General features: G+C 74.6%; 3 protein-coding genes. All 3 read right to left on the minus strand.

All coding sequences use genetic code 11. From position 1 onward, the window contains the following. Positions 1-73: 73 nt before the first annotated feature. The 3 genes from WDV06_RS36560 to WDV06_RS36570 all read right to left on the minus strand — a co-directional run bounded on the left by WDV06_RS36560 (position 74) and on the right by WDV06_RS36570 (position 2,945). On the minus strand, positions 74-1,237 hold the full coding sequence (locus tag WDV06_RS36560; protein WP_395514114.1) for a cysteine desulfurase family protein: 1,164 nt from the start codon (positions 1,235-1,237) through the stop codon (positions 74-76). Between the two features lie 139 nt (positions 1,238-1,376). After that, positions 1,377-2,228, minus strand: a complete 852-nt coding sequence (locus WDV06_RS36565) for a thioesterase family protein (RefSeq protein ID WP_395514115.1) — start codon at positions 2,226-2,228, stop codon at positions 1,377-1,379. Between the two features lie 60 nt (positions 2,229-2,288). Next, complete coding sequence (locus tag WDV06_RS36570; RefSeq protein ID WP_395514116.1) at positions 2,289-2,945, minus strand: trimeric intracellular cation channel family protein; 657 nt, start codon at positions 2,943-2,945, stop codon at positions 2,289-2,291. Positions 2,946-3,048: the final 103 nt, after the last annotated feature.

Raw genomic sequence — 3,048 nt, forward strand, 5'->3', positions numbered from 1 at the left:
GGCACCCCCTGCTCGAAGAGCTCGGGGGAGCGTGCCAGGCGTCGCGGGGCAGACGGGAGTGTGACGACAGGCCCTAGCTCAGGCCGGCCGTGCGGGCCCGGGCCACCGCCGGGCCGATGGCCGCCGCCACCGCCGCGACGTCCTCCTTGGTGGAGGTGTGCCCGAGGGAGAAGCGCAGGGTGCCGCGGGCCAGCTGGGGGTCGGTGCCGGTGGCGAGCAGGACGTGGCTGGGCTGGGCGACGCCGGCGGTGCAGGCGGAGCCGGTCGAGCACTCGATGCCCTGCGCGTCCAGGAGCAGCAGCAGGGAGTCGCCCTCGCAGCCGGGGAAGCTGAAGTGGGCGTTGGCCGGGAGCCGGTCCTCGGGGTCGCCGCCGAGGACGGCGTCGGGGACGGCCGCCAGGACGGCGCCGATCAGCTCGTCGCGCAGCGCGCCGACCTCGGCGGCGAACCGCTCGCGCCGCTCGGCGGCGAGGACGGCCGCCACCGCGAAGGCGGCGATGGCGGGCACGTCGAGGGTCCCGGAGCGGACGTGCCGTTCCTGGCCGCCGCCGTGCAGGACGGGGACGGGGGTCTGGTCGCGGCCGAGGAGCAGGGCGCCGATGCCGTACGGGCCGCCGATCTTGTGGCCGCTGACGGTCATCGCGGCGAGACCGCTGTCCCCGAAGCGGACGTCGAGCTGTCCGACGGCCTGGACGGCGTCCGAGTGCAGCGGGAGGCCGTGCTCCCGGGCGACGGCGGCCAGCTCGCGGACCGGCATGACGGTGCCGATCTCGTTGTTGGCCCACATGACGGTGGCCAGGGCGATGTCGTCGGGGTTGCGCTCGACGGCCTCGCGGAAGGCCTCGGGGCGGACGCGGCCGTGGCGGTCGACGGGGAGGTACTCGACCTCGGCCCCTTCGTGCTCGGCGAGCCAGTGGACGGCGTCGAGGACGGCGTGGTGTTCGACGGGGCTGGCGAGGATGCGGGTGCGGGCCGCGTCGGCGTCGCGGCGGGCCCAGTAGAGGCCCTTGACGGCGAGGTTGTCGGCCTCGGTGCCGCCGGCGGTGAAGACCACCTCGCTGGGGCGTGCGCCGAGCGCCTCGGCGAGGGCCTCGCGGGCCTCCTCGACGGTGCGGCGCGCCCGGCGGCCGGCGGCGTGCAGGGAGGAGGCGTTACCGGTGGCGGCGAACTGCGCGGTCATCGCCGCGGCGGCTTCCGGGAGCATCGGCGTGGTCGCGGCGTGGTCGAGGTAGGCCATGATTTTTTGATTCTACGAGCCACCCGCGCCGCCGGGCCCCGCCCGGGTCGGCTACTGGCCGGTTCCGGCGGACCACGGTCGGCCCCCGGGGCGCCGCGCGGGCCCGCCGTCTCCCCCCGGGGACGGCGGACCCCGGGCGCTAGCGCGGGGCCCGCGCCAGCTGGCGGGACTGGGCCACCAGGCGGTTCGCCGAGTCCCAGACCTCCGCGTCCTCCTCCAGGAAGCCCCCCGCGAGGTTGCGGGTGACGATGCCGACGCGCAGGGGGCCCGGGGCCGGGCGGTGGCGGACGTGGGTGGTGAGTTCGACCGTGGGGGCCCAGCCCAGGAGGCCGAGGTCGAAGGCGGTCGGGGGAAGGGCGTCCACGGCGAGCAGCAGGGACAGGGGGTCGGCGTCCCGGCCGTCGGCCAGCTCGAACCAGGCCCGCATCTCCCCCTTGCCCGAGGGCGCCCCGACGGCCCAGCCGGCCGTCGCCGGGTCCAGCCGCAGCCGGAGGCGGTCCACGATGGCGTTGCTGCCGGGGATCGGGGCGGGGCCGGCCTCGGCGCCGAGGCAGTCCTCGTAGGCGGGCATGGCGGGCGGTTCGGCGACGGTGTGGACGCTGTCGGGGAGCGCCGCGAGATCGCCGTAGGAGGCGAGGACGCGGATGCGCTCCACCTCGGCGCCGCTCTCGTCGAACTGGAACAGCGAGGCCTGGCCGGTGGAGAGGGTGCGGCCGGCCCTGACGACCTCGGTGCGGATCACGGCGGGGCCGGGCACGGAGGAGGTCAGGTAGTGGGCCGAGACGGTGAAGGGGTCCGGGTGCGGCAGGGCCGCCGACAGGGCCCGGCCGACCAGGGCCAGCAGGTAGCCGCCGTTGACGGCGGTGATGATCGTCCAGCCGGCGGAGAGCTCCGCGTCGTACACCCCGGGCTCGCCCGCGCGGGGCGTGACGGTGGTGTCGCGGTCGAATTCGCTGTCGCCGATGGATGCCTTGGCCGCTGCGTGTGACATGGAGACGACGGTACACGCGCAAGCTACTAAGCGGTAGCTTTTGTTTTGGGGGTGGAGGGCCTAGGGTTCTTCGGCCACCGAGGAACGGCGGTTCCAGGCCAGCGGGGCCCGCCAGTGGAACTGCATCGCCAGGATGCGCAGGACGAAGGTGGTGACGATCGCCAGCGCGGTCGTCAGGGCGTTCAGGACCTCGAAGCTGATGAAGAGGGCGATCATCGAGGCGCCGACGACGGCGGGGACGGCGTACATCTCGCGGTCGCGCAGGAGCGAGGGGACCTCGTTGGCGAGGACGTCGCGCAGGACGCCGCCGCCGACGGCGGTGGCCACGCCCAGGGCCGCGGAGGAGGTCAGGCCGAGGCCGTACTCATAGGCCTTGGTGGTGCCCGACACGCAGAACAGTCCGAGGCCGGCGGCGTCGCAGACGTTGATGGCGCGGTTGATGCGCTGCACCTCGGGGTGGAGGAAGAAGACCAGCGCGGCGGCGAGCAGCGGCGTCACGAAGAAGCTGAGCTCGCTGAAGGCCGCGGGCGGGACGGCACCGATGCAGAGGTCGCGGAAGAGGCCGCCGCCGAGGGCGGTGACGAGGGCGAGCACGGCGATGCCGAAGACGTCGAAGTTCTTGCGGACCGCGAGGAGGGCGCCGGCCAGGGCGAAGACGAAGATGCCCGCGAGGTCCAGGGCGTGCTGGACGCCGGGCGGGAAGAGATCGTGGAGCACGTCTCATTGTCACCTGGGGCGCGGGGGCCCGCGTAGACGGCCGAGTTGAGGTGCATCGGCTGGTACAGCGGCAGGTGGTTGAGGGTGGTCGAGTCCTCGCCGA

The sequence above is a fragment of the Streptomyces racemochromogenes genome, assembly GCF_044129415.1.
In the GTDB taxonomy this organism is placed as follows: Bacteria; Actinomycetota; Actinomycetes; order Streptomycetales; family Streptomycetaceae; genus Streptomyces; species Streptomyces racemochromogenes_A.